Source organism: Furfurilactobacillus sp. WILCCON 0119 (genome assembly GCF_053471565.1).
Window position 1 is genome coordinate 123,245 of the sequence record NZ_JBPCCV010000005.1, and the last position, 22,681, is coordinate 145,925.

At 50.7% G+C, this 22,681-nt stretch carries 30 protein-coding genes; 9 read left to right on the forward strand and 21 right to left on the reverse strand.

Going from position 1 to position 22,681, the window contains the following annotated elements; translation table 11 throughout:
- Window positions 1-6: 6 nt before the first annotated feature.
- The 17 genes from ACRYI5_RS09045 to ACRYI5_RS09125 are packed head-to-tail and all read right to left on the reverse strand — an operon-like array spanning window position 7 to window position 14,190.
- A complete protein-coding gene (locus ACRYI5_RS09045; RefSeq protein ID WP_448225039.1) occupies window positions 7-342 on the reverse strand; it encodes an energy-coupling factor ABC transporter substrate-binding protein in 336 nt (111 codons plus the stop codon).
- The gene (locus tag ACRYI5_RS09050) at window positions 339-1,094 is read right to left on the reverse strand and encodes an energy-coupling factor ABC transporter permease (protein ID WP_448225040.1); all 756 of its coding nucleotides are present in this window, start codon (window positions 1,092-1,094) and stop codon (window positions 339-341) included. Before ACRYI5_RS09050 ends, ACRYI5_RS09045 begins: the two co-directional genes overlap by 4 nt.
- Entirely contained in the window at window positions 1,091-1,804 is a 714-nt protein-coding gene (cobI, locus tag ACRYI5_RS09055) for a precorrin-2 C(20)-methyltransferase (protein ID WP_448225041.1), read from the reverse strand. Before cobI ends, ACRYI5_RS09050 begins: the two co-directional genes overlap by 4 nt.
- Window positions 1,797-2,576 carry a sirohydrochlorin cobaltochelatase gene (locus ACRYI5_RS09060; protein ID WP_448225042.1) on the reverse strand — a complete coding sequence of 260 codons (780 nt, stop codon included), beginning with the start codon at window positions 2,574-2,576 and terminating at the stop codon, window positions 1,797-1,799. Before ACRYI5_RS09060 ends, cobI begins: the two co-directional genes overlap by 8 nt.
- Window positions 2,573-3,967: a uroporphyrinogen-III C-methyltransferase gene (cobA, locus tag ACRYI5_RS09065; RefSeq protein WP_448225043.1), complete on the reverse strand. Its 1,395-nt coding sequence runs from the start codon at window positions 3,965-3,967 to the stop codon at window positions 2,573-2,575. The genes ACRYI5_RS09060 and cobA overlap by 4 nt, the downstream gene beginning before the upstream one ends.
- Window positions 3,952-4,719 carry a precorrin-6A reductase gene (cobK, locus tag ACRYI5_RS09070; RefSeq protein WP_448225044.1) on the reverse strand — a complete coding sequence of 256 codons (768 nt, stop codon included), beginning with the start codon at window positions 4,717-4,719 and terminating at the stop codon, window positions 3,952-3,954. The genes cobA and cobK overlap by 16 nt, the downstream gene beginning before the upstream one ends.
- A complete protein-coding gene (gene cobJ, locus ACRYI5_RS09075; RefSeq protein ID WP_407878896.1) occupies window positions 4,716-5,441 on the reverse strand; it encodes a precorrin-3B C(17)-methyltransferase in 726 nt (241 codons plus the stop codon). The genes cobK and cobJ overlap by 4 nt, the downstream gene beginning before the upstream one ends.
- On the reverse strand, window positions 5,442-6,512 hold the full coding sequence (locus ACRYI5_RS09080) for a cobalt-precorrin 5A hydrolase (protein WP_448225045.1): 1,071 nt from the start codon (window positions 6,510-6,512) through the stop codon (window positions 5,442-5,444).
- On the reverse strand, window positions 6,499-7,275 hold the full coding sequence (locus ACRYI5_RS09085) for a cobalt-precorrin-4 methyltransferase (RefSeq protein ID WP_407878899.1): 777 nt from the start codon (window positions 7,273-7,275) through the stop codon (window positions 6,499-6,501). The genes ACRYI5_RS09080 and ACRYI5_RS09085 overlap by 14 nt, the downstream gene beginning before the upstream one ends.
- Window positions 7,276-7,278: 3 nt before the next feature.
- Window positions 7,279-7,851: a decarboxylating cobalt-precorrin-6B (C(15))-methyltransferase gene (locus ACRYI5_RS09090; protein ID WP_407878900.1), complete on the reverse strand. Its 573-nt coding sequence runs from the start codon at window positions 7,849-7,851 to the stop codon at window positions 7,279-7,281.
- A complete protein-coding gene (locus ACRYI5_RS09095) occupies window positions 7,841-8,443 on the reverse strand; it encodes a cobalt-precorrin-7 (C(5))-methyltransferase (protein WP_448225046.1) in 603 nt (200 codons plus the stop codon). The genes ACRYI5_RS09090 and ACRYI5_RS09095 overlap by 11 nt, the downstream gene beginning before the upstream one ends.
- The gene (cbiD, locus tag ACRYI5_RS09100; protein ID WP_448225047.1) at window positions 8,440-9,567 is read right to left on the reverse strand and encodes a cobalt-precorrin-5B (C(1))-methyltransferase CbiD; all 1,128 of its coding nucleotides are present in this window, start codon (window positions 9,565-9,567) and stop codon (window positions 8,440-8,442) included. The genes ACRYI5_RS09095 and cbiD overlap by 4 nt, the downstream gene beginning before the upstream one ends.
- 17 nt (window positions 9,568-9,584) lie before the next feature.
- A complete protein-coding gene (locus tag ACRYI5_RS09105; RefSeq protein ID WP_448225048.1) occupies window positions 9,585-10,226 on the reverse strand; it encodes a cobalt-precorrin-8 methylmutase in 642 nt (213 codons plus the stop codon).
- 29 nt (window positions 10,227-10,255) lie between these two features.
- Window positions 10,256-11,218, reverse strand: coding sequence for an adenosylcobinamide-phosphate synthase CbiB (gene cbiB, locus ACRYI5_RS09110; RefSeq protein ID WP_448225049.1), 963 nt, complete (start codon window positions 11,216-11,218; stop codon window positions 10,256-10,258).
- On the reverse strand, window positions 11,208-12,575 hold the full coding sequence (locus ACRYI5_RS09115) for a cobyrinate a,c-diamide synthase (protein WP_448225050.1): 1,368 nt from the start codon (window positions 12,573-12,575) through the stop codon (window positions 11,208-11,210). Before ACRYI5_RS09115 ends, cbiB begins: the two co-directional genes overlap by 11 nt.
- Window positions 12,572-13,669 (reverse strand): threonine-phosphate decarboxylase CobD, encoded by a 1,098-nt coding sequence (gene cobD, locus ACRYI5_RS09120; protein WP_448225051.1) that lies wholly within the window; start codon window positions 13,667-13,669, stop codon window positions 12,572-12,574. Before cobD ends, ACRYI5_RS09115 begins: the two co-directional genes overlap by 4 nt.
- Window positions 13,666-14,190, reverse strand: coding sequence for an ECF transporter S component (locus ACRYI5_RS09125; protein WP_407878909.1), 525 nt, complete (start codon window positions 14,188-14,190; stop codon window positions 13,666-13,668). Before ACRYI5_RS09125 ends, cobD begins: the two co-directional genes overlap by 4 nt.
- 314 nt (window positions 14,191-14,504) lie before the next feature.
- Between ACRYI5_RS09125 and ACRYI5_RS09130 the strand changes: the two genes are divergently transcribed.
- Window positions 14,505-15,074, forward strand: coding sequence for a cob(I)yrinic acid a,c-diamide adenosyltransferase (locus ACRYI5_RS09130; RefSeq protein WP_448225052.1), 570 nt, complete (start codon window positions 14,505-14,507; stop codon window positions 15,072-15,074).
- A gap of 4 nt (window positions 15,075-15,078) precedes the next feature.
- Window positions 15,079-15,627, forward strand: a complete 549-nt coding sequence (locus ACRYI5_RS09135) for a histidine phosphatase family protein (protein WP_448225053.1) — start codon at window positions 15,079-15,081, stop codon at window positions 15,625-15,627.
- Window positions 15,628-15,689: 62 nt separating this feature from the next.
- On the opposite strand, the gene ACRYI5_RS09140 is transcribed toward ACRYI5_RS09135, so the two are convergent.
- Window positions 15,690-16,478, reverse strand: a complete 789-nt coding sequence (locus tag ACRYI5_RS09140; RefSeq protein ID WP_448225054.1) for an SDR family oxidoreductase — start codon at window positions 16,476-16,478, stop codon at window positions 15,690-15,692.
- A 132-nt stretch (window positions 16,479-16,610) separates the two neighbouring features.
- Here ACRYI5_RS09140 and ACRYI5_RS09145 point away from each other — a divergent pair, with 132 nt between their 5' ends.
- Window positions 16,611-17,165, forward strand: a complete 555-nt coding sequence (locus tag ACRYI5_RS09145; RefSeq protein WP_448225055.1) for a TetR/AcrR family transcriptional regulator — start codon at window positions 16,611-16,613, stop codon at window positions 17,163-17,165.
- Window positions 17,166-17,217: 52 nt separating this feature from the next.
- Here the strand turns inward: ACRYI5_RS09145 and ACRYI5_RS09150 are convergent, their stop codons facing one another.
- Window positions 17,218-17,667, reverse strand: coding sequence for a flavodoxin (locus tag ACRYI5_RS09150; RefSeq protein ID WP_407878917.1), 450 nt, complete (start codon window positions 17,665-17,667; stop codon window positions 17,218-17,220).
- Window positions 17,668-17,920: 253 nt separating this feature from the next.
- Between ACRYI5_RS09150 and amaP the strand changes: the two genes are divergently transcribed.
- From amaP to ACRYI5_RS09180, 6 genes are all read left to right on the forward strand, one after another.
- Window positions 17,921-18,478: an alkaline shock response membrane anchor protein AmaP gene (gene amaP, locus ACRYI5_RS09155; RefSeq protein WP_407878918.1), complete on the forward strand. Its 558-nt coding sequence runs from the start codon at window positions 17,921-17,923 to the stop codon at window positions 18,476-18,478.
- 18 nt (window positions 18,479-18,496) lie between these two features.
- Entirely contained in the window at window positions 18,497-18,679 is a 183-nt protein-coding gene (locus ACRYI5_RS09160) for a DUF2273 domain-containing protein (protein ID WP_407878919.1), read from the forward strand.
- Between the two features lie 29 nt (window positions 18,680-18,708).
- Complete coding sequence (locus ACRYI5_RS09165) at window positions 18,709-19,143, forward strand: Asp23/Gls24 family envelope stress response protein (protein WP_407878920.1); 435 nt, start codon at window positions 18,709-18,711, stop codon at window positions 19,141-19,143.
- Window positions 19,144-19,186: 43 nt separating this feature from the next.
- Window positions 19,187-19,579 (forward strand): Asp23/Gls24 family envelope stress response protein, encoded by a 393-nt coding sequence (locus tag ACRYI5_RS09170; RefSeq protein WP_407878921.1) that lies wholly within the window; start codon window positions 19,187-19,189, stop codon window positions 19,577-19,579.
- A gap of 247 nt (window positions 19,580-19,826) precedes the next feature.
- Entirely contained in the window at window positions 19,827-20,201 is a 375-nt protein-coding gene (locus ACRYI5_RS09175; RefSeq protein ID WP_448225056.1) for a hypothetical protein, read from the forward strand.
- Window positions 20,146-21,420 carry a cation:proton antiporter gene (locus ACRYI5_RS09180; protein ID WP_448225057.1) on the forward strand — a complete coding sequence of 425 codons (1,275 nt, stop codon included), beginning with the start codon at window positions 20,146-20,148 and terminating at the stop codon, window positions 21,418-21,420. The genes ACRYI5_RS09175 and ACRYI5_RS09180 overlap by 56 nt, the downstream gene beginning before the upstream one ends.
- An 85-nt stretch (window positions 21,421-21,505) precedes the next feature.
- On the opposite strand, the gene ACRYI5_RS09185 is transcribed toward ACRYI5_RS09180, so the two are convergent.
- The gene (locus tag ACRYI5_RS09185) at window positions 21,506-22,156 is read right to left on the reverse strand and encodes an NAD(P)H-binding protein (protein ID WP_448225058.1); all 651 of its coding nucleotides are present in this window, start codon (window positions 22,154-22,156) and stop codon (window positions 21,506-21,508) included.
- Between the two features lie 80 nt (window positions 22,157-22,236).
- A complete protein-coding gene (locus ACRYI5_RS09190) occupies window positions 22,237-22,680 on the reverse strand; it encodes a MarR family winged helix-turn-helix transcriptional regulator (RefSeq protein ID WP_407878923.1) in 444 nt (147 codons plus the stop codon).
- Window position 22,681 lies beyond the last annotated feature (1 nt).

A 22,681-nucleotide genomic window follows, 5' to 3' on the forward strand; every position in this document is an offset into this window, starting at 1 on the left:
AATGCCTCAGTTCGCTGTTTTATCGTCATCCGTTTTTGCCTCGTGCTTTTGGCGTTCCACACGTTTACCGTGGGCATTTCCGATGACATACGCAATAATTCCCGTTCCCAAACTTCCTTGAAGTGTGAATAGCAGACTTTCAATTTCACCCGACGGTGGCGTCCACAATGGGTGGGCCCATGGCTTATACCCGGGATCCAGCTTCTTGATCATGGCCGTTCCCTGATCGTCACTTCCACCGAACTCGCCGCCTTTAGCAACAACAAACGGGACAACGATTAAAATGATGACCAAGATCAGCAAAATAATGTTTTGTTTCGTGCGCGATTTGTTGTTGTTCATGACAGAGCACTTTCCTTCCATAAATCGTTGTTTAAGATCAGGTTGTAAATGATCACCGTCAGGAACCCTTCAGCGATTGCTAACGGAATTTGGGTGATGGCAAAAATCCCCAAGAACTTCACAACGGAACCAAAGATCCCGGTGTGCGGATCAGGGTAAACGACTCCTAGTTGAAACGACGTCGTGATGTACGTGGACCAGTCAGCCAACATGGCACATAAGAACAGTGAAACCGAACGACTGACGTTTAACTTTCGGCATAATTTCCAGACAAGAAAGCCAACAATGGGGCCGACGATCGTCATGGAAAATTCGTTCGCACCCAACGTGGTTAAGCCACCATGCGCTAACAGTAAGGCTTGGAATAAGAGCACAATCACCCCAAGAACGGCCATGACCCCAGGGCCAAACATCACGGTCCCCAGACCCACCCCCGTTGGATGTGAACATGAACCCGTAACGGATGGCATTTTCAGTGATGATAGAACGAACACGAACGCCCCACACAGTGCCAGCATTACCTTGGCATTTTGTTGGCTTGAGGTCACGATGACCTTCATCCGGTACAATCCGTAAATGAAGAATGGCGCACTCACAGCAAACCAGAAGATGCACCACATTGGTGGGAGCATCCCTTCCATGATGTGCATGGCAAATGCGTCAATGTTACTGCCGAACGTAAAGTAGGCGGCAAACAACACGGATAATACTGCCAGCCGAAGTTGCCCCTGACGATTTAACTTGCTGATCATGATGCCACGTCCTTTTTAATTAATAATGTTGTGAAATACGTGAGTTCTTCGGTCCCGGTCATGTCCGTGAGCCGTTGAATGCTTTGATCGGCTAATGACACGTTGGTGACCAGCACCGCGTGATCCAATAAATTCAGTTGTGATAAGAAGGTGTACACATCCGCAAAGGCCACTTTGATTTTCATGATCACAATGTTGTCATGCTGTAAAATGGCTTGCTTGAGTTTGGGAAATCCTGCCGTGGCTGGCATGATGCATAATGATTCTTCGTCACACATCAGTGGTTGGCCGACCGTGGCGGCCAACTGTGAATATGAAGCAACCCCTGCCATTAACGTGACTGGGACCCGCTCGTTTAGTAGCGTCACGATGTAAGAAACCGTGCTGTAAACCGCTGGATCACCCAGGGTCAACATCCCGACGTTGGCTCCGGCGTCAATATCCAGAACCATTTCATCAGCAATGACCGTCAGCGCAGCTGTCCGACGATCGCGATTTCGCGTCATCGGAAACAGCCGTTGTTTAATCGTGATGCCCATTGGTAAGTACGGCTGGGCAATGGATTCTGCCAAGCTCGGTTGATCATCCTTTGCAATCGGAACGTACAAAACATCCAACCGTTTTAGTGCCTTAACCACCTTAATGGTCAGCAAGTCGCTATCACCAGGACCAACACCGATCCCGTAAAACCGTCCCCGTGAATTAGTCATGTGCCACCTCCAGTGCACGCCGTGTGTGCGCGATAAATTGTTCTAAAATGACGGGCTCAGTGGCTAATCCAGTGGTTAGCGGCGTCACGTGAATGCCGGCCGCAGTTAACTGAGACCGCCATGACGCAGGCATTTCGCCGAGCATATCTTCGGCAACGTGGTGCCCAGCGACCATCATGAACGGCCGTAACGTCACCGTTGTCACGTGGTCCCGTTTTAGTGCATTAATGACTTGTTCCAAGCCTGGATAACTTTCCACTGCACCCATGTACGTTTTCGTTGTCTGCAACATGTGATCTAAACACGCATACGCCGTAAACGCCTGGTGCTCCGTCCCGTGGCCCATCATGACCACGCCGCTCATTGGCTCACCATCATCACTCAGCTGCCCTAACCAGTTGGTAACCACTTGGTAATCCGCAAACGAGGTTAGCAATGGTTGCCCCACAACGACCCGAGAAAATGACGGTTCCAGTGGTGCAAGGGCCTGCTTTAACTGCTCAAATTCAATGCCAGGAATCACATGAAGTGACTGGACGGCGAGGTCCGTGACGCCCGCTTCGTGAAGTTTCATCACGGCATCACGTACATCGTCCAGCTGAATCCCCGTTTGTTCGAACACCCGACGGCGAACGATGGTTGATGTGAAGGCGTGGGCGATTACCCGCTCAGGAAACGCCTTATGATAGGCCGCCGTTGTCGCCGTCACTAACGCCTCGCGGGCCGTTGAAACGGTCGTTCCAAAACTAACCAGTAGTAATCCCGCTGTCATCCTGACACCTCCTCCATTAATTTGTCGACTAGTGCAGATGATGATGAAATGGCCTGCACGTTTGTAAAGCCCGCGGCGGCGACTGTTTCAGCTAACTGCTCGCCAAAAACGTACGTTGGTAGGTCAAATAATTCTGCCTGCTGGGCAGTCGTTGTTGCGGCAAGTAGCGCGCGCAGTGACCGGCGGCTCGTAATGACCACCCCGTCAAACGTTTCAACGGCGACACTCAACAACCGTGGCATGTGATCTCGACACGTGACGATGACTTGCTTTGCCGCGGCAATTTCCGTCACGGCCTGTTGTTCACCAACGACCCAGTCGGCCGCTGCGATGGCCGCTGAACTGATTACTGCATCCACGACCAACCCAACGGCCGTTTGCAACCGCGTGGCGAGAAGTGTTGACGTCGCAACTAGTTGCCAACCGGCTAACGCACGAAGATCATGGCCACTGGCCACTAATTGTGCCAACAGCTGTTCAGCACTGCGAACACTTGTAAAGACCAACCGACCGGGATTTCGCCAATCTGGAAGCGTTGCGTCAACTGGAACAGTCTGCGGCATGTGATAATGACCAACACTGACCCCCGCATCCGTTAATTGATGACCTAACTGCGCCTCCGCCGTTGTTGAAATCAGCAGGTGCCGCCCTGCCAATGGCAGGCGTGGCTGCAATGTTTCCGCTAGGTTAACAACTTCACCCACGACAATGAGGGCCGGTGAACCTAAGCCCTGTTCAGCCACCACCGTTTCAATCGTCGCTAACGTCCCAACACCGGTTTGTTGCCGCCACTGACTGGCCCACTGGACCACCGCAACGGGTGTGGTTTCAGCACGGCCATTTTTAATCAGTTCGGCCGTGATCGTTGGTAATTGTGCGACCCCCATCAAAAAGATCAGGGTTCCATCGAGCTTGGCCAGCACCGGCCAGTTCAACGGCTGCCCGGTTTGCTGGTGCGCAGTGATCACGTGAAAACTCGTGGCCACGCCGCGGTGCGTCACCGGAATGCCGGCGGCCGCTAACCCCGCGATGGCACTAGTCAACCCAGGCACCACTTCGCAGTCAACGCCGCGGGCCAACAGATACTGCGCTTCCTCACCACCACGACCAAACACGTAGGGGTCACCAGCTTTTAACCGAACCACTTGATGGCCGGCCAGCGCTTGTTCCACCAATAGATCGTTAATTTCCGTTTGGCTAATGTGGGCTTCGTACGGCCGCTTTCCGACGTCAATTAACGTGGCCGTTGCAGCAACGATCGTCAGTAGGTCTGGATCAACCAAATGATCGTAAACGACCACATCTGCCTCAGCCAATCGCCGTTGGCCAAGGACCGTTAAATACCCCACATTGCCGGGCCCGGCGCCCAGTAACGTTACTCGTCCTGCCATGCGTGTTCCCCCTTCAAGAAATCAGTTAACGCTGCGACATCCGCAACACTTGCTGGATAGGCTAGCGTTGGTGCCTCAATAATCAGAACCGTCATGTTCAACTGTTGTGCGGCGGCGACCTTTTCACTCATCCCGCCACGGTCGCCACTATTCTTCGTTACCAAAATTTTTGCGGCCGCGCGTTCAAACAACGCAACGTTTAATTCAGTGCTAAACGGCCCACAAAGTGCGTCAATTTGATGTGCCGAAAATCCTGCCGTCGTGAGCTTTTCAAGCACACTTGCCGTGGGTAGCACCCTGACCTGTAACCGGTCAACGCCTAACGCGGTCGCGTAATCAGCGGCCGTTTTACTACCCGTTGATAGGTAAACATTCCCATCATGGGCGGCTAAGTACGCTAAGGCTTCAGCCTGCGACGTCACCGTCACAATGTGGTCGCCGGTCAACTGTGGATGGGTTCGTTCGTATCTGACGTATGCCACGGCCGTTTGGGCGGCAATCGTCATGGCCAGTTGGGAGATCACCTGGGCAAACGGATGGGACGCGTCAATGATCACCGTGATGTGGTGGTCTTTGATAAACGTCGTCAACGTTTCCGGGGTAAACATGGTTTCAACCACCGTTTGTGCATGTTGGTGCGCCAGCGTATTGCCGTAACCAGTGGTGACCGACAGCATAAACGGAATGTGTTGTGCCGTGAGCATGTCGGCCACGACAAGACTCTCCGACGTCCCCCCGATCAACAAAATCATAGTGAATAGCCCCGCGGTGTGACCATCCGGCCCTGGTCAACAAAGGTGTTTTTGTTTCCGATGATGACAATGGTGGTCATGTTAATGTCTTCTTCGTCGAGTTCACCGATTGTTGTAATGTGCTCGATTTCCTTTGGCCGGGCAACGTCTTTTCCGTAACCCACGATCGTGTCCGCTGACTTATACTTCAGCACGATGTCTAATGCTTGCCGCAAGTTATCTGGGCGTCCCTTACTCCGGGGGTTATACAGACAGATAACGAAATCCGCTGAAGCGGCGGCGTCGACCCGTTGCGTAATGACGGACCATGGTGTCATCAAATCACTCAGACTAATGTGGCAAAAGTCATTCATTAACGGCGCCCCAAGTGCGGCAGCCGCAGCGATACTTGCTGTCACACCAGGAATCACCTTAACGTCCAGTTGCCGTTTTTGACTGGCTAACATTTCCATGATGAGCCCTGCCATTCCGTAAATACCAGCGTCACCGCTTGAGATTAAGGCAACGTCAGTTCCATCAGCGGCTAGTTCGATCGCTTTTTCACACCGTTCCACTTCACCGCGCATCCCGGTCGAAACGATCTGCTTATCAGCTAACATGTCCTTCACTAAGCGCATGTACGTGGCGTAGCCCACGATGATGGGGCAGTGTTCAATAATTTGAATGGCCTCCGTCGTCATAACGCGTTTGTCACCAGGTCCTAGTCCCACAATGTATAACATTTAGTTTTCCTCATCTTTCCATGGTTGTTGTCGGCTCAAGGCCAACGTGATTTCGTGTGCTGCAAACCGTTCTCCGCTCACCGGCACACCACTTGCAATTTCTGCGGCTGGCTCTGCTACCGCACCAACGCCCACCGTCTTAGTCACAAATGATGACTGCGGGTAGTGATCAGCAACGGTTTGTAAGGTGGCAGCAGAATAAAACGTTACCGGAACGTTCAGCGTTTCCGCCAGGTAGTGGATCCCTGCTTCATGCGCCTTTTTCTCAATGGAGGCCAGCTGTGCGATCGACCGCCAGGCTAAGTGCTGTTCCTGACAAAATTCAGTCAGAGCCGCTTGCATCATGCCCACCGTAACGTCCTTGCGGCAGCCGATGCCTAACACATTGACCCGGGGGATCAGTTGTGTGGCATCCACCAGTTTTGGCAAGTCCGTTCGGTCGGAAATAACGACAAGTGGCACCCCATCTGGTCGTGCCGCGAGCTCATCCACCACGGTAAAGCCCGTCAATGCTGGGTGGTGTGGTCGATAAACGGGGTCGATCCATAACGCTACTGGTTGCCGGGCTGCTAGTCGCCCGTTGATCCGTTTTGTCGTGGTCTTAAACTCTGCGTACCAGCCGTGATACTCCCGGGCTAACACATCGAGCGCCTGAACGCCCTCCGTGTCCGTTGCCGTTGTGATCACGGGGTCACTGGCCAATGCCTCCGCGAGGCGGACCGTCCAGTCGTTTGCCCCACCCATGTGCCCAGCCAAGAGACTGATGACATGGTGAGCTTGCTCATCAACCACTAACACCGCCGGATCACTTAATTTATCCTGTAACAGTGGTGCTAGTTGCCGAACCACAATGCCTGTTGCCATCACACAAATGACACAGTCATACTGCCCAAAGGCCGTGGCAAACGCTGACCGGAAGCCACCCGTTTTAAACGTCACTGCCGCGGAAGCCGCCGCAAATTTTTCCGGCAAAATCAGCGTTACATCGGCTGCTAACGTCGTGTGGATCCGTTCTGCCAACGTGCACCCCGTTGCCGTCAGTGCGAGGACTCCGACCTTAGTTTTGGTCATCGCTAATTTGCTTTTTCCGGTACATGTGGCTGAAGTTTGCGTCGTACAGCCGTGAGTAATGGTATTGCTCACCCAAGAATTCACCCACCATAATGAGGGCTGTCCGCCGAATTCCTGCTTCATGAACCTTCACCGCAATGTCAGCCAACGTCCCGGAAACAGACTGTTCATCTGGCCACGTGGCTTTATAGATCACCGTTGCTGGCGTCGTTTCTGGATACCCACCGGCAAGTAACTCCTTGACGACCTTTTGAATCCCCTGAACGGAAAGGAAAATCACCATCGATGTTTGGTGCTCGGCAAGAGCTCGAAGTGACTCTTTATCTGGCACCGGTGTCCGACCAGCCATCCGCGTGATGATGACGCTTTGAGACACTTCGGGAACCGTGTATTCCACACCAAGTGATGATGCAGCGCCCAAAAACGAACTCACACCCGGAATGCAATCAAAACCGACGTCCTGTTTCTTAAGTTCCTCAACCTGTTCACGAATGGAGCCATAAATGGAAAAGTCCCCCGTTTGTAACCGAACCACGTCTTTACCTGCCCGAACCCCGAGCACCATTTGCTCAATGATTTCTTCTAAAGTCATCTCCGCGCTGTTAAACAACGTTGCGTCTGGCTTACAGTAATCCAGAAGTTCCAGGTTGATCAGTGATCCTGCATAGATCACAACGTCGGCTGCGGCGAGCTTCCGGTACCCCTTCAATGTGATCAAGTCCTTGTCGCCAGGGCCAGCTCCGATAAACGTTACAACTGCCATGTGTTAGTCTTCCTTTCGTGTTGCACTCAAAATGAGCGTTGGGTTATTTGGTTTGAAGTAGTGGCCTTGACCTAGTGCATGCCACGAGGCCACCGTCATGTTGCAAAAGCGAATGTCTGTCAGACCCGCCTGTTGTTCACAAGCCGTTAAGGCCGTTTGCGCATTCTCCATTAAAATGAAGTTCATCACCAGCCGTCCTTGTGGTGCTAAGTGCGCCACGGACCACGCGATGATGGCGGTGAGTTCCTGACCGCTTCCGCCAATAAAGATCCGGTCAAACTGTTGCTCTGGTAAGACAGCTGGTGCTTCCCCTTCGATCAACGTGACGTTTGTGAGCCCAAAGTGGGTCAAATTTTGCGTCATGATGTCAACGGCGGCTGGTGTATGCTCCACCGCAATGACAGAAATAGCCGGGTGCGTTTTCGCAATTTGGATGCTAATGCTCCCCGTTCCGGCGCCAATATCGAGCACCGTTTGTTCACCGACTGGCGCTAGGTCCAGCTCATCAATGCAGAGTGCCCGGACCGCTTGCTTGGTCATTGGCACCTTCGTTCGTAAAAATTCGTCATCCCTCATCGACAATCACCACCACGTTTAATTGATAGTCCCGCTCGGGAACCGTTTGCTCCGTCCATTTCGATAACTGTTCATCTGGGTAACTCAACCGTTCACCAACGTACAGTGTCCGGTGCAGCCCCCGTTCCCGGATGGCTGCGGCAATTTCAGCCGGTCCAATCACGGTATCCGTCACCATGCCAACCTTTTGATGCCGTAACAGGAAGTCAAAGTCTGGCTTACGGCCGTGGCTACTAGTGATGTACACGTCGTTTAGTGATAGACCAAACTGGTGAAAACAGTACTGAATGGCACTGATCCCCGGGATGATCCGGTACTGGGTGGCGTCAAAGTGCTTCACCACCCAGTTGCCAATGCCGTATTGCAACGGATCACCCGAGGCCAGTAGCACCACGTTGTCGGCGTGGTGTTCGTGAAGCCATTGTTCCAGCGTCGCCAGCGGTGGCAGCGTAACCGCCTTTTTTTCCGGCACGGCTAACGTTTCTAACTGCCGCGGCGCGCCAATCACGTAGTCAGCGTTGGTTAACCAGTCGTTTGTCCCGGCCAGTCGTAACGCGGCGGCGCCCGGACCGATGCCTAACACGGTAATCATCGCCACACCTCCGTCACGGTTTTCAACGACTTTGTTGATGCCAGGTAGCCGGTTGCCTTGGAGAAAATCACCGCGTCAATGTGCGTCTTTTGTTCCCCCCGGTTCAGTAGCCGTTCACTCCGCGCCTTGATTTTATCCACCAGCACTTGGTACACCTGCTGGTAACCAGCCGCGTTAATTAACTCGATCATAGAAATGGTCGTTAAACAGTCATTCACTTGTGTTAGTAATGATAACGGGGCACCTAATAACGCCAAATTAGCAACCATGATTTCCGCGCGGGCGTCGGCGTCCTTGCTATGGGTGGAAAAGATCCCCCCAGCAACTTTGATCATCTTGCCCAAGTCACCCACGATCAATACATCCGTGAACCCGAGGCGTTGGGTCTCCTTCAGTACATAGCCCACGAAGTTACTCATCTGGACCTGTTTGGCATTACTAATGTGCAGTTCATCCGTTAAGAAGTCCTCCCCGTAGTTTCCCGGGGTTAGGATGATTTGGTGATCGCCACGCTCTTTGTGGATGTTCATTTCAATGGAAATGGAATGTTTCCAGCTTTCCTCAGACATCGGTGTAACAATGCCGCTGGTTCCTAAAATTGAGATCCCACCAACGATGCCAAGCTTCGGATTGTACGTTAGTTTAGCCACGCGCTCGCCCTCAGGCGCAAAAATCAAAATGTCAGCTCCCCGCTTGGGACCTAAGATCTCCCGGACACTTTGTTTGATCATTTTACGTGGTGTCGGGTTAATGGCGGGCATGCCCGGTTCGTTGGCCAGCCCCTTTTGGGTGACCCGCCCGATGCCTTGCCCGCCTTCCAACGTAATGCTGTCATCCGCGCGAAGCGTCACCGTGGCGTAAATCAACATGCCGTCCGTGGCATCCTGATCGTCACCACCGTCTTTGGTGATGGCAACGGTGGCCTGGTGCTCGTCAAACGTACAGTCCTGAACGTCAAACGTGGCTTGCTGCCCGTTAGCGGCGTTGACCGTCACCCCAACCTGTGGCTGTTGCTGTAAAATGCTTTTCGTTGCTGCAACGGCTGCCGCGGTGGCAGTTGTTCCGGTCGTAAATCCCTTGCGAAGCTTACGGCCATTGTAGTAAACGTAATCGTCTTCACTCATCGTGTTCACCCACTTGGTTACAGATTATATAAAATGGCGTTTGTCAGTGCGGCAGCTAAGTTGCTCCCACCCTTTCGGCCCTGAGCCACAATCGCTGGGATCGTGCTGTGCATCAAGGCGTCCTTACTTTCAGCAGCCTCAACGAAACCAACGGGAACACCAATCACGGCGTCTGGGGTTAACGTTTTTGCCGCCGTCATTTCAAGAATTTTATAAACGGCTGTTGGGGCGTTTCCGATGATAAATAACTTTTCGGTAGGTACCTCAGCGGCCAATTCAATGGCTGCCATTGAGCGGGTAATCTGCTTTTCTTGCGCAATGTCGTAGACCCGTGGGTCAGCAATGAAACAATGGTAATCAACACCCAGTGCATCAAGCTTTCGTTTATTAATGCCGGCCAACGCCATGGTGGTATCCGTAAAAATGGCGCCATGGTGCGTCAAAATGTGCTGAATCTTTGCAATGACATCGTTTGTAAACGCCAGGGTATGTAGATAGTCAAAATCTGCGGTGGTGTGGATGGCCCGTTTGATGATGGCTTCCTCCACCGCGTTATTAAACTGATAATCCGGTTCTAACCGGTCAATTTCATCCTGAATCATGACAAAACTTTTATCCGTGATTTGGTTTGGAATCGTGTTATAGCCCTCATGTTCCATTGTGTCGTGCTCCTTTAATTAAGTGTGTGTTAAGCCAGTAAACTAGTGATCAACCAGGTGATTGCGGTTAACGTGATTGTTGCCAGTGCCGTTGCCATGTACAGTAATCGGCATGTCATCGTGATGTCTTCGGGTGTAATGGCGCGTGCTGTTTCCTCACCAATGTAAGGTTTGATGACCAACTCACCAAAGTAGGTATGGGGCCCACCCAACCGCACGTTTAGCGCACCGGCCACCACTGACTCTGCAAACCCGCTGTTAGGACTCAAATGATGGTTATGGTCGCGGCGGCCAACGGTAATGGCTTCCCGCGTATTAAGACGTAAAGGCCACGTGGCTAACACCAGAAAACACCACGTCAACCGGGCCGGAATGAGATTCACAATGTCATCCAATTTTGCCGACCACCAACCGATGGCGGCATATTGTTCATTCCGGTACCCCACCATGGAGTCCAGCGTGTTCACCGCCTTATAACTCAGCCCCAAAACGGGGCCGCCAATGAACAAACACAGTAGTGGCGCAATCACCCCATCACTCGTATTTTCGGCAATGGTTTCAACGGTGGCTTTCGTCACGTCACTTGCTGATAAATCAGCGGTGTCACGGCCGACGATCATACCAACCTGTTGTCTCGCAACCGCTAAGTTTCCGGCTGTTAATGACCGTTGAATTTTTCGGCCTTCGTGAGCAAGACCCTTGACGGACAAACAGGTGTAAGCAATGTAGGTTCCTAGTAAAAAGTGGAGCCACCAGACCGGACGTGTCAGCCACATAAGACCAGCGGTGACTGCCGCAGTTCCTAAAACGACGATGATCCACAGGAGAACGCCAAGCCACCGTCTGATCTGGTCACTGAATCGTGGCTGGTTGAATGCGTGCTCACACCAGCTGATCAGATGACCAATCAGTTTTACCGGGTGAGGCCACCGCGGGGGATCACCCAAGATCAAGTCCAGAACAAGCCCCAATAAAATCATCTCAATTCGCATGGGCAGCCGACTCCCACTGACGAATTAGGTCCCGATAAAACGTCTTGTTTTGGTAAAAGTGGCCGTGAAGATAACTCGCAAACGTGGCGTTTGTTTGGTACCCTCCGGACCACTCTGCCACCACCTCACCGTCACGAACTTTGCTCATGGCGAGGACTGGCGATAAGCCAGTATCTGCTTCAAACTGGGAGTGGTGAAATTCGTGGCCCGTCAATTGGCTTCCCGGATTTCCAAGCATGGTCGCGGTCGTTGGGGTTGCGTAACAATACCCAAAGCGTTTCAACCGGGCCGTCATCGTGCTTGTACCAGTAAACACCCCAACCATGTCAAAGTACTCATCATTGACCACAAGCTGCCGGCCAAGGTACATCAACCCACCACACTCGGCGTAAATGGGCCGGCCAGCGTCTGAAAAGGCGCGAATGGCGGTCCGCATGGCGGTGTTTTTCGCCAGCTCCGCCGCAAACTCTTCGGGGTAGCCACCCCCAAGCATCAAGACGTCAACTTCTGGCAGCTTGTTATCATGCAGTGGACTAAACGGAACAAGTGTCGCCCCACTTTGGCGGAGCAACGCCAAGTTGTCCGCATAGTAGAAGTTGAACGCTTCATCCTGGGCGATCCCGATTCGCAGGGTTGTTTTAGGAACCGGAAACGGGAGCGAAACGTTCGTTTGTGTTGGTGTCATAAGCTCGACCAACTGATCTAAATCAACGTGAGCGGTAATCTGGTCGGCTAACCGGTTGATCTTGTCGTCAATTTTGGCCACTTCTGCATCCGGCACCAGTCCGAGCTGCCGGGACGGTAACGCCACACTTTTATCATGGGGTAGGTACCCTAACACCGGCACCGTTAAGTACCGGTTGATCGCCGTTTTAATGAGTTGATAGTGATTCTCACTCATGACGTTATTGATGATGACCCCGGCAATTCTCACCGCCGGATCAAAGTTAATGTAGCCTGATAACAGCGCGGCAACCGACGTTGACATCCCGTGCCCATCAACCACAAGGATCACCGGTAAGCCCAGTTGCTTCGCCATGGCCGCGGTGGAACAGGCGTCCTTATCACTGCCCAAGCCGTCATACAGCCCCATCACCCCTTCAACCACGCCAAAGTCGACGGCGGCCGTATTTTGGGTAAACAGGTAAGCCAGGGTTTGTGCATCTGGTGTTAAAAAGCCATCCAGATTCCGCGATGCCCGACCGGTAATACGCGTATGAAATTTTGTGTCAACGTAATCGGGCCCCACCTTATACGGTTGAACCGTTCCCCGTTGACATAATGCCTTCAGCAGGCCAAGCGTCACCGTTGTTTTCCCTGACCCACTGTTTGTCCCTGCGATTAACACTGCCTTCATGCCAGTGCCTCCGTTTCTGATAAAGTTGCAGTAAGCGCCGTTAATAAGTGGTCGTTACACTCGTGATCCTTGACCGCGACCCGGTAAAAATGGTCATCTAAACCCGGGTAATTATCACAGCTTCGAATCATAATTCCGCGTTGCCACAGCCGTTCTTGTAAGTCAGACAGTGGCGCTTTGAATAGGTAGAAGTTCACCCGACTGGGAAACACGGTGACGCCCGGAAGCGTCTGAAGCTGTGCGCCAAGCCACGGCTGCTCTGTTTTGAACCACCGTTTCGTTTCCGCAATGTATGTCGTTTGGTCGTACAATTTACTGCCCATTGTCTGTGCAATGGCGTTGACCGCCCACGTCTCTGTAACCGCTGTCAATTGTTGCTGTAAGAAAGGGTTCTGCGTCAAGCCGTACCCCAACCGCACCCCCGGAATGGCAAAAAACTTTGTGGCCGACCGAATGATCACCACTGGATCTGCCGGTGTTAGCTGACTCAGCAAGCTTAGTTGCTCATCAAACAAAAAATCCATAAACGCCTCATCCACCGCCAACCACAACTGATGGGCCTGACAGTAATCAACCAACGGCCGCAATGTCTTTGGGGTCAACAACTGTCCGGTGGGATTATTGGGATTTCCTAAACACACGACTGCACCAGGTAAAACGTTTTCTCCTAGCCAGGAAATCAATGCCGATACAGATAACGTAAAGCCCGTGGGCTCCGTTAATGCGTAATGCAACACCGTGCTTCCCACTAGCTGAAACACCCGCTCATATTCACTAAATCCTGGTGTCACCACTACGGCCTGCCGTGGCTTCAGGGCAAGTGCAACGTCACGAAGCACCGCTAACGCACCGTTATTGGGAAAGACCGCTTGCGGCGTGACGTGATGATACCGGCCGAGTGCCGCCGTTAACGTTGGGTACCGGGGATCGGGATATGCCGTTAAGTCCGGCGCCGCCTCAGCAAGTACAGTGAGCAATGGTGCTGGCACCCCTAACGGATTAATGTTGGCACTAAAGTCAATTAATGAGGCCGCGGCAACATGAGCTTGTTCACTGACTGCCGCCACGTTCCCGCCGTGCTCGCCCGTTCTCATTTAGAAACCTTAGTTTGAACCTGCAAGAAATCTGCGTCCCGTTGACGCTTAGGAAGGGCAGCATAAATCACTTCACAGACAATTAGGTTCGCGATGGTGGCAAGCGTTAACGGAATAAACAGTGCAAAAATTGCGCCCTTTAATAACGGATATAACACCGGAATTTCCAGTGGCACATTAATGAGGTACCCCACAAGGTCAGAGAGAAGCACGATGCCCACCCGGCTCTTCCCAAACCGCTGCCGAATCCAGCCAAAGACGAACATACAAACGGCCATCCCACACGCAACGATCAAGTGAACCGGCAAGGTTAGCGGAAGCCCTGATAACAGCGCTGAGGTCATGTGACCAAAAAAACCAAGGAACGCACCAAACCACGGTCCTAATAAGATGGCCCCTAAAAAGGCAGGTGCCGAATCAAATGCAATGGAGCCCATGATCTTAACGTTGGCGCCCACGACACAAAGTGCCAGTAATAATGCCGCCAACATTGTCCGTTTTAGTACGCGTGAAGTTCCCATGTGTGTCCTTCTTTCATCCATAAGCTTGCTAATCACCGCCATTTTCGTGACACGATTCACTAACGACGTCTAGCCACGATATGGTGACGGTTAATCAAGCAATTTGTTTAAGTCAATAAAAGTATAGACAGCGACTAATCACCAGGCAATGTCAATAATTAGCGGTCATTAGCATCATTTTGTCATCGAGCATAAACTATGATTTTCTTGCATTGTTTCCTGAGTTTTCCCCATCACAACGCGGATAGCGTTACATTGTGCTCAGAGGATTTTCTTGAACCACCTTTAATCATAGAAAGTGATGTGACTAATTGATGAAAATTTACACAAAGACTGGCGACCACGGCCAAACCCGAATCATTGGTAAGAAAATTGTGACTAAAGACGACATTCGTGTCGCAGCCTACGGAACCATTGATGAATTAAACTCATGGGTTGGCTTGACCATCGCCGACCTAAATGAAGCAACCGCCCCACTGGCTGATGAACTAACGGAAATTCAACAATTGCTATTTGACGCAGGCTCCGACCTTGCCCGGATGGCCGACGATACGCGCCACCCGTTCATTTTTGAACACGAAGGCAAAGCGACTGGCTGGCTTGAAACGCTGATTGATCGGTATACAGAAGCCGTTCCACCCGTTCAGAAGTTTATCCTTCCTGGTGGGACTAAGACTGCTGCCAACCTCCACATGGCACGGACCATCACACGGCGGGCCGAACGGGAAATCGTTGCTTTGCAAAATGAAGCTGAAATCAACCCCGATGTGCTTATCTTTGTTAACCGCCTGTCTGATTATTTCTTTGCTGCTGCCCGGTATGCTAATCTGCTTGAAAAGAAAGAAGACATTCTCTACAGAAACAGCAAGCCGGTTTTTAAATAAGCGTATGGTGACCGTCCACCTTGTTCGCCACGCTCAAACGGTGGCTAACGTTACCGGCGTTCTCCAAGGAACTGTCAATGATGAGCGCACGGCCCTCACTGCCCTAGGCCAGCAGGCTTGTAAACAAATGCGGCCACTTCTGGCGCAAAAGCGCCTTGCTTGTTGCTACATCAGCCCCCTAACCCGGGCCCAAAACACAGCAGCCATCATTCTTCCCGCCGCTGTGCCGCGCATTGTTGATGATCGGCTTCAAGAACTCGACTACGGTGATTGGAATGGTCAACCCTTAACGACCCTCAAGACCACGTTTCCAACGTGCTGGAACCTTCACGATCATGATGTGGCCCAGGGATATGAACAGCTCGCCCACGGTGAATCACTTCACCATCTTGATCACCGGTTGAATGCGTTCTTAACGGAACTTCAGACCACCCCATTTGATGGCGACGTGATGGTCGTAACACATGGCTTAGTGATCCAGCGGTGGCTGACTCTTTTGCACCAGCCAAGCCGCCCCATTGACAACCTCGAATTGATTACCGTAACCATTTAACTCAAAAAGCGTCTGAGCCCCTTCTTATCAAGGGTTCAGACGCTTTTTATGATGATTATTCGTTACTTTACCAAGCCGGCTGGGAAATACTGTGCTAAGCTGGTTTTGGCAAACTGCCATTCCGTCTGGTCTGGTCGTAACTGACCGGCTTTACGGAGCATCTTGGCAGCTCCCGCGTTAACACGGCCCTTATCACCCGCCATACCTTTCAGAGCGGCCTGCACTAAATCAGCCAGTTTCATGTCACCACGGCCACCATGACTGCCGCTTTCCAAGTTCGTTTCAGATACTAATGGTGGCACCAATTCCATAACGTGCACATGGTCAAGCTGTGCAAACCGAAGCTGATCACGCAATGCTGAGGTAAACATGTGCACCCCAGCCTTTGATGCCGAGTACGTTGGGTGGGCGGCTGAGCTCAAGTTCGCCAACCCAGAAGAGACGTTCACGACAAGGCTTTCTTTTTGGTGAATCAGCTGTGGTAATAACAGTTTATCTACCGCAACCGTCCCCTTCAGGTTGATGTCGATATCGGCAAATAAGTCTTCAACCGTCACGTTAGGGTCAAGTAAATCATGGGCCCGCATGACACCAGCCGAGTTGATCACCATGTTTAAGTCTGGATAATGACCCTGGATCCACGCTGGCAACTCCTTCAGTGTTTCAACATCATTCACATCCGCTTGAAACGTCGCAAATGTTGGGTGGCCAGCCTTAACCGCGGCCATTTTATCCGCATTTCGCGCTAAAACAATGATCTGATTGCCCAGTTGATCAAGTGATTGTGCCAAGCCCAAGCCAATGCCTGAAGTTCCACCAGTAATTAAAATTGTGTTATTTGTTAATTTCATGTTAAAGGCCTCTTTTTTTAGTTGGTTACATTTCATTTTTTTGTAACTTGAGAGATACTTTAAACCGTCGAGTTACAAAAGTCAATAAATGTAACTAAATAAATTTTAATCCCGACAATCGAGGACAGCTAAATGGAAAAAATCAGTCAACAGCGCATTCTTGACACGGCGCAACAGCTCGTTGAGCAAAACGGCATTCAAAAGGTGACCCTCACCAAGGTCGGTCAGGCCTTAGGCATCAGCCACGCTGCCCTTTATAAGCACTTCAAAAATAAGGAAGACCTGTGGACGTCACTGGCGCTTTCCTGGTTAGACAAAACGTTGGTAACCCTCTTTCCGTTCAACACCGAGCCCTACACCACCAAGACGGCGATTCTCCACGACTGGCTCTGGACGTTAACCAGCCAAAAAATGGCCGCGCGTGAGGACGACCCTGATATGTTTGCGCTCTACACCACCTACATTGACCAGAATCCAGCCGCGCTCCAAATTCACGTGAACGACCTTGATAACAGTCTGCAACAAGCCATTGGGCCGCTTTCGACCGACCTCGTTACGGCCGTTATGAACGCCTTTTTGACCTTTTCTGCCCCAGCTTACGCAAGTAGTTGGGGACCCTCGACACAAGAACAGTTCGAAAGCGTCTGGCAATTGATGTTACCAGGATTAAAGCAAACACTCGATTAATTGAAAAGCGTTCGGTTGAATCATCATGTGATCTCAACCGAACGCTTTTTAATTATCCTTGTGTTGACGCCTTAACCAGGGCGTCACTAAACTGTTGGAGTGTTTCAACATCCTCTTCGTACGGTTCTAGGTCAATTTTAACGTTCTCAGCACCCTTAGTTGCCCCACTCTGGGCAAAGGCCCCATCAAACTCATCGACTGCCTTGTTGAAGTCATCACCGTAAAAGACGTCACCAGAACCCGCGACCCCGTAAACCTTCCCAGCTAAGTCGGCCTCCTTTAAATCATCAAAGAAGTCCAATCCTTCTTCAGGCAGTGCCCCTTCATCGTATGTGTAAGCACACACAACACAAATATCAGCCTTTTCAAAAGCCGTTAGCTCCGTTTGTGAAATTTCACTCTTCGTAACCTCAACGTTTTTACCACGCAGTGCATCCACCACGATGTCAGCTACTTCTTCGTTATTTCCCGTAATGGTTGCGTACACAACTTGTGCCTTCATTTTCACGATCCCCACTTCTTTTCAGTTAAGGTAAGCGTACTACACACAATCCTCTTTAACTTGTTTTTTTATAAACGTGCAAAATAATCACAGTTATCCGTTGTATTGTCACAGTCTTCACGAACACTTTACTAACAGCTGAAAAACCTGACCATTTATCGCTTAAACTATGTGCCAGCAATAAGCATATTTTTGGAATCCCAGGGCCCCTTTCATTTAGGATTTAGGCAATCAAAAGAAAGGAGGTTTATTAATGCGCTTGCTAACAAAATGGGTGGTAAGTACTGCTGGAATCATCGTTATTCTGACTGGTCTTTTCCTGGTCACTACTAACCAATCAATACCGCCCGTCTCGACTTGGCTTCACGATGGCTTGACCCTTAATGCGCAGGTGACCGCCACCACGCTTATCGTGATCGGCGTTATTGTCACGCTCATCGGCCTCATCATTTTATTGATTGGTCTGCTGAAACCACGAACGGTTACAACCGTCCAGTTTCATGAACAACATGGCACCATTTTTCTGCCCGTTGCCGCAATTGAACGCGACTTAAAGTATCGCATTGAAACCACTGCTGATATTAGTCATGTTGTCATAACCTTGCGAATCCACCATAACAAACGCGCAGACGTTACCGTTCATGGTGTCGCCACCGCACTAGAAGCACAAAATTTTGAAGCTCTCGGGACTGACATTCTTGGAATCATCGAACAGTATTTACACGCCCACCTTGGCTTTACCCTTCGCCACCGAAACGTCAATATCGAACCTGTTGTTAAGTCCCGTGAACATGGTGTCCGCGTCATTTAAGAAAGGAAGTGATCTGTCATGAGACGGTCAATGTTTGGTGCGGTGGTTGGTTTGATCCTCGGTGTAGTCTGGGTCTTTGCCGGATTCTGGAGCATGGTTCTCGTCGCGATTTTGACCATCATTGGTGGCCTTATTGGTCAATATGGTCATATTGATCGAAAGCACATCAAACAAAAAATCAATCAGTTTTTATCTAGTTAGGTCAGTTTTGTTATGGAGGTCATTTGATAATGGAAAACAGTGAAAAAACAACTAAAGTACAGTTAAAAAACGAGTTAAGCTACGACGACGGTGTCATCGAAAAAATTGCTGGATTAGCGGCTCGCAATGTCGACGGGGTTCTATCACTAGATGGTGGCATGTTAAGTGGCATCACAGATCGTTTTCGTAACCAAGCCGATCCAACCCAAGGGATTGAAGCAGAAGTTGGCAAAAAACAAGTCGCCCTTGATATGCACGCAACCGTTGAATACGGCCAAGATATTCGTCACCTGTTCGAACAGGTCACTGAGCGCGTCGTCCGTGACATCAAGAACTTTACCGGATTAGACGTTGTTGAGTTGAACCTTCGAATTAATGACGTTATGAGTAAACGCGACTGGCAAAATCAGGCCAAGGGCAAACCAAATTCATCACATTCAACTGAAACAAAGGACGTTGAGTAACCGCTTATTAGCATAATGACATCAAGAATGGAGGACATTTACAATGGCTGAAGCTGTCACAAAAAAGGAAATTATTTTTAATAACGACGTGTTAGAAAAAATTGCTGGCAAAACTGCCCAGGAAGTCGACGGTGTTTTAGAATTAACCGGGACAATTTTCGATAGCCTCTCGAACCAATTCGGTGTTACTAATCCCGGCCAAGGTGTCTCAGCGGACATTGATGAAGACAAACAAACGGTCGAACTGGAGCTCGAAGGAACGCTTGAATACGGTAAGGACGCCAATGACATCTTTGATAAGATCACTCGGAAAATCACCGCGGCTGTTCGCGCCATGACTGGTTATACAGTCACTTCGATCAAGTTTCACGTTAAAGATCTTCTAACAGCTGATGAATGGCGTGCTCAGCAAAATGACGATCAATCCAAGAAATAGGCTCCGTTTAACCACGGCTGATTTTGACCTTCAGGCAATCAGCCGTTTTCTAATGCACTTTTTGTGTGCAGCCGCACCCGCTCTCCTCACCAATTAAATTAACCCATCACTCTAGTTTACATAATTAAAATTATCAATAGTGATTACTTCGGTTTCAAATGATGGTCAATTCATCGCCCTTAAATTCCTTTGATAAACGGATTTATGGTACGCTTTACTTAATCATTAAACCGTAAGGGAGCGCCTCATGACTCTATTCATTTCCACCCTCACCATTGTGCTGACTGTTGCGATTGCGAACATCATCGCGCAGTTGATACCACAAATTTCCAACGCCTACGTTAACATCCTCATGGGCATGATTTTGGCCCTATTTCCGATCACTAACCACCTTGTTCCGAACTTCGACAACGACGTTTTTATGATCGTCGTGTTGGCACCGCTGCTCTTCTTTGAGGGCCAACGGACAACGGTCGTGATGGTTCGTGACCGGCTGGTCAGCATTCTCGGCACCGCCGGGTTGTTAGCATTTAGCATTGGCTTCTGCCATCGTTACAACCATCATTATGCACAGCCTGATCGGTCTGGCGCTACCGCTCGCCCTCATTATCGTGGCCATTAGCACACCAACTGACGCTACCGCGTTAGAATCGGTCACAACTGGCCGCCAGTTTCCGGGATCCATTAACAACACCCTCAAGATGGAGTCCATGTTTAACGACGCCACCGGGATCATTTTGCTTCAGGCTGGTTTATTGTGGTACCAAAGCGGTCACCTCAACCTCCTGGCTAACAGTGGTGCCCTGCTAATTTCTGCAATTGGTGGCCTCATCGTTGGTAACGTGGTTGCCGGGTTGTTCACCCTGTTTCGGCAGTGGCTGGTGCGGACCAGCGTGAATAACATCACCTCACAAAATGCCCTCTACTTGCTAAGTCCGTTTATCATCTATGCAGTGGCCGAAGCGCTGGGCGTATCAGGCATCATCGCCGTCGTCACCGCCGGCCTCGTCAATAATAGTGAGGCTAACCGGAGCCGGTTTACCGCGCCACGCCAAATGCACTTTGGGATTCAAATGGTGCTCTTTTTCTCCGAATTATTAAAGGGCTTTGTCTTCGTGACCCTCGGATTAAACTTAGTTCGAATTTTCCGTGACCATTACGCGGTCGTAACCGGCTCATTCACTTGGTTAGTCAGCGGATTGGTGGCCTACCTTGGGCTCTTTTTATGCCGGTTCGTGTACGCGCGGTGGTTCATTCACCAGCAAACCACCCGTGACGCCACCCTGTTTGCCCTTGGTGGTGTTCACGGCACCGTCACGTTAGCCATGACCTTTTCGTTATTAGGCAACCACCTCAGCGAAACCACGTTTAACCAAATTATTCTGATTGAAACGGTCGTTATCATTCTCAGCATGCTCCTGCCAACCCTCATCTTCCACTGGTGGCTCCCGGCAGATCAAACAGCGAAGACCCGTACCCGCCAGATGAATCAGCTCCGGCATCAGTTAACCATCATTGGTGTCGAAACGGTCACCGGCATGGATCTACCGCAAGATGTAAAGGACCTGGTGATTTATGACTTAAAGGATCAGGATCGCCATAATACCGTGTGGTCCTTTGTTCGTCAGTGGCGGACAATTGCAGCCGACCACCGCGTCCTCACCACCATGCAGAGTGTTGAGCAGCGTCGGGCGGCCATGACAGCGTTCACTGCGGAGCAAAACCACCTTCATGATTTAGCTCGGCGCGGCCTCGTGGACTCAGACATCGTGTACGACCTCTTTAGTGAAGTCTTACTGGCAGAATCACTGGTGTTAGATCCCCATAACCAGTTAATTTAGAGCGAAATAAAGCGCGTTTACGTCAATTCAAAAAGGTGCTGATGGACAACAAGTCGTTGTCCATCAGCACCTTTTTGACGCTCACTTAATATACTGGCCGGTCTAACCCCTGGGTATCAGGATCAGCCATCCCTAAACTATCATTCGCCCCAAACGTTGGGTCAGCGACGATTCGTAAAACAACATCGGCAACACTCTGCCGGGAACCAGAAACACCAATGTATTGGTCATGCCGGTGCGTGAGAACATACTTCACTTCATCACGATCGTTCAACCACGGTAAGCGCAACGTTGTGTAGGTCACGTCACTATTTTCCAACAGTTGGTCGGCCTTAATGGCACCAGCCATAGCACCGCCGACCCGTTCGCTGTTCCACCGACCAAATTCACCCGGCACTTCATTGTAAAGCCCCAGTAAACTGGTTGAAATCAGTCGACTAACACCAGCGGCCTTCATTGCGGCCACGACATTCTTAGTGATGGCGTTGTCATCATCATGATCAACAACCCCAATGTAAACCATGTCCTGCCCCGCCATAACAGCGGCAACAGAAGCTGCGTCTTCTAAGTCAACTTCAGCCACGGTCACCCGGTCGTTTGTTGCAAGTTCCGCAAGTCGCTCATGATTTCGAAGCCCAAGTGTTAACTGAACGTCCGCAAATGCGGGTTCCGCTAGAATTCGCTGGATAACGATGCGTGCGACCTGACCATTTGCTGCTAAAACGAGTAATTTCATTAGTTGATGCCCTCCATTAGTCATTTGATAAGGCCACTGTACACCTTAGAGGGCACTCTAAGTCAACACATAACTAACACTTATTCACCCGGTGCTTTCAATGCCATCACCGTTCGTAAACCCTTTTGAACCAACCGTTGAAGCTCACGAGTCTCCGTTTCCGTCAGGCCTGTCACGGCAAACTGATCGGCTTGCAGTGCGAGCGCTTTTAACTGGGCATTGGCGGCCTCCCCTTTTTCCGTGCTGTACAGCCGTGAAATCCGGTGATCGTTGGGATCTTTTTCCATCCGCAACCAACCAGAACTCACCAGATATTTGACGGACTTTGCAATGATGCTTTGCTCCCGGTACACTTCGTTGATCAGTTCTTTTTGTGAGATCCCCGGATGATCATGAACAATCAAAACATAGTCAAAGTTCGTTTCGTTTAATTCAGGAAAGTCCTTGAGCGCCGTCGCCAACCAGTTTTGAATTGTCCGGTTGTACATCGCAATCCATTTCCCGAGTCGTTCCATGTCCTGCATG